The organism is Promicromonospora kroppenstedtii DSM 19349, assembly GCF_000515355.1.
Classification (GTDB): domain Bacteria; phylum Actinomycetota; class Actinomycetes; order Actinomycetales; family Cellulomonadaceae; genus Promicromonospora; species Promicromonospora kroppenstedtii.
Genome location: NZ_KI911634.1, coordinates 116,335 through 119,607, shown reverse-complemented (window position 1 = coordinate 119,607; position 3,273 = coordinate 116,335). Strand labels below are relative to the sequence as shown.

The window sequence follows — 3,273 nt, the reverse complement described above, 5'->3', positions numbered from 1 at the left end:
GGCAGCCGTCCGCCCGACCCGGCGACCAGCGCGTCGACCTTGGCCCGGAGCACGTCGTCGGCCGGGCCGGGCGCACGCCGGACCGGGTCCGCCGCCGTCAGACGCTCGAACGCCTGGTCCTCCGGTCGCTGGTGCTCGTTCATCGCTGTCCCTCCGTGCCGTGCCCGGCGGCGCGCCGCGCACACCCTCCATATGTGCTCATGCGTCCACCGCTTGCTCGTGGGCGTCCCACGCCTCGCGCAGCCGGGCCCGGGCCCGGGACAGCGCCGCGTCGGCGCCGCCGCGGGAGACGCCGAGCACCTGGGCGAGATCGTCGCCCGACAGCCCGTCCCAGGCGACGAGCAGGAGGATGCGCCGGTCGCGCGGGGACAGCAGGGACAGGACCTGCCGCACGGCGTCGTCGTCCACCGCGAGCGTCGCGGGGTCCACGTCGTCGGGCTCGTCCGGGACGACGGCGACGGGCAGCGCCCGCATCTTGCGCCGGTGGTTCGCCAGCACGTAGCCGGCGGTGCAGTAGAGCCAGGGCAGCTCGGCGGCGTCCGGCACGTCGTCGCGCCGGCGCCACGCGGTGGCGAGCACCTCGGCGGCGAGGTCCTCGGCGTCAGAGGCGCGGCCGCCGTCGGGCAGCCGTCGCACGAAGTAGGAGTAGAGGGCGCGCGAGTGCGCGTCGAAGAGCGCGCCGAACCAGGCCTCGTCATGCTGCGGCGGTTCGTCGTGCGGGGCGCCGGGGCTGTCGTCCACGCCCTCACTCTGTCGCGGATGCCGGCTTCCTTGCACCCAGGGCACGAACGCGAGAAAAGAACGCCGGCGAGGGAGAACCCTCGCCGGCGTTCTATCTCGCGGGGACGGTCAGCAGGCGCCCAGGTCCTGCCACACGCCCCACTCGCCGGTGGTGCCGGGCGTCTCGCCCTGCGTCCACCACTTGGCGCGCCACTCGTGGCCGCCGTGCGACACGGTGTTGCCGCCCACGTAGGTCGACGACGCGCTCCACGCGGCCGAGGCGCAGGCCTCCTCCGGCGGGTCGGTCGGGTCGGTGGGCGGGTCCGTCGGGTCCGTCGGCGGGTCCGTCGGGTCGGTCGGGTCGCCACCCTCGATGGGGCCCGGGTTCCCGGAGCCGAGCACGTTCCACAGCGCGCCGGTCAGCGCGCCGGACCGGTCGCCGGACAGGTCCCACCACATGGCGCCGCCGAGGCCCTCGGACCGGATGTACTGCGCCTTCCTGGCGACGGACTGGTCGTTGTCGTACGACCACCAGGTGTTGCCGTCGTGCCGCCAGGCGGCCCCGAGACCGGCGTCGTAGTAGCCGGTGCCGACGTTCTTGATCACGTCGTAGTCGTTGATCCCGGCCTCCCACTGGCCGGGGGCGGCACCGGTCGCGGTGCCCCACGCGTCGGACGACGACGCACCGGTCCAGCCGCGCCCGTACATCGCGAGGCCGAGGCCGAGCTGCGCCGGGGCGATCCCGGCGTCGGTGTACGACTTCACCGCGAGGTCCGCGCTGAACTGCCGGGCCTCCTCCCGCGGGTCGGCCGGGTCGTGGTACAGGTTGCCCTGGTGGCCGGTCAGCGCCGGGTCCCAGGCACCGTGCAGGTCGTAGCCCTGGACGTTGCCGAAGTCGAGGGACTCGAAGATCTCGGGGTCGTTCCAGCCGCCGTCCTCGATGTCGGCCGGGTTGGCCGGCAGGAACGCGGACAGTTCGTAGTCCTTGCCCGTCTGGGCGCCGACGGCGTCGAGCTGCTCTCGGAACTCGGCGAGCAGGAGCTTGAAGTTGCGGGCGTCGTTGACCTCGTCGACGTGGTTGCCCACGTTGCCGTTCTGCGAGCCGGGCCACTCCCAGTCGATGTCGAACCCGTCGAAGACGCCGGCGGCGGCACCGGCGCCGCCGCGGCCGTCGATCACCGGCAGGTTGCCCTTGATGAACATGTCCACGCAGCTGGAGACGAACTTCTCGCGCGAGGCGTCGGTCGCGGCGGCCAACGAGAAGTTCTTGGACCAGGTCCACCCGCCGATCGACATCATGACCTTGAGGTCGGGGTGCTTGGCCTTGAGCTGCTTGAGCTGGTTGAACGAGCCGGCCAGGGGCTGGTCCCAGGTGTCGGCCGCGCCGGAGACCGAGTTGGCCGCGGTGTAGCCCATGCCGTAGTCGGCCCAGGCGTCGCCTGCGCCGTCGGAGCCGTTGGGGCCTTCGCCCTGCGCCTTGTTGGCCTCGAAGCACTCGAGGTTCTGGTGGTGGATGTTGGCGAACGCGTAGTTGATGTGGGTCAGCTCGTCGGCCACGCCGGACGTGTCGATCTGCTTGACCTGGTAGCCACGGCCGTACACGCCCCACTGCGTGAAGTAGCCGACGCTGCGGAAGCCGTTGATGGCGGAGCTGCTCGCCCCGGCGGCGGCCTCGGCCTCGGCGGCGTTCGCCTCGCGCATGCTCGCGCCCGCCACGACGGCGGAGGCCGCCACCGCGAGCGCGGCCACCCCCGCGAGTATCCGTCGGGTGGTCTTACTGGCGCCTGATAGCGGTTCGTACGTCGAGTCCATCGTCTTCCCTCTCTGGTCCGGGCACTGCTCCGGTAACGGTGGTCGCGCTGGTCATGCTCCGTTAAAAGTAAGGAAACCTGCGTTAACGGGAAATAAGGGGATTCCACACGGTGGGACTACGTAGTGGTAAGGGGCGAACCGCGCGCGGTTGTTACGGTGTGAAACCTTCGCCACCGAAACAACTTCGTGCGGTATCAGGTACCCCGCCCACCCGGGGCGGGGCAGGATGCCAGCCCCGGGGCCGGAGCGCACCAAAAGTCGCACGCTCAGGTTGATGCGGGTGAAACGTGTGGAGGTCATACTTGCGAGCACCGTGAACGAATCCGGGAGGCTCGACGATGACCGCGCTGCCGCAGCAAGTCGTTTTTCCGCTCCCCCTCGGTGACCGCACCGTGGCCCCTCACGTCGCGTGCGAGCTCGCGCGTGTGGTGGGTGACGAACCTGGATGTGTGGACCAGACAGCACGGATGCTCGACGAGGAGCATCTGGTCGGGACGGCGCTGATGCCGGACCCGCTGCCTGCCGCACGTGCGGTCCGCGAGGCCGTAGGCCCGCTCGGCCTCGACGACGAGGCACGCCGTGTGCTGCTCGTCGCCGCAGTCGCCGTGGTGGACCGCACCGAGCTGTTGCTCGCCGCATCGGGCACAGACATCGACACCCTCATGGCCGGCCCCGCCGGCCGCCACCTCCATCTCGTGGGCGGCCGGTTCCGCTTCCACCATCCGCGCGTGCGCTCCGTGG

Annotated in this window: 3 protein-coding genes; 1 reads left to right on the top strand and 2 read right to left on the bottom strand. The window is 71.3% G+C overall.

Annotated elements, in window-relative coordinates; genetic code table 11:
- Positions 1-198: 198 nt before the first annotated feature.
- Together PROKR_RS07055 and PROKR_RS07050 are read right to left on the bottom strand one after the other, a co-directional pair.
- Positions 199-741, bottom strand: a complete 543-nt coding sequence (locus PROKR_RS07055; RefSeq protein ID WP_036961082.1) for an RNA polymerase sigma factor — start codon at positions 739-741, stop codon at positions 199-201.
- Between the two features lie 108 nt (positions 742-849).
- A complete protein-coding gene (locus PROKR_RS07050; protein ID WP_036961080.1) occupies positions 850-2,469 on the bottom strand; it encodes a glycosyl hydrolase family 18 protein in 1,620 nt (539 codons plus the stop codon).
- A 401-nt stretch (positions 2,470-2,870) separates the two neighbouring features.
- Between PROKR_RS07050 and PROKR_RS34160 the strand changes: the two genes are divergently transcribed.
- The coding region (locus PROKR_RS34160) for a hypothetical protein (protein ID WP_211240051.1) at positions 2,871-3,273 on the top strand (403 nt) is incomplete at its 3' end.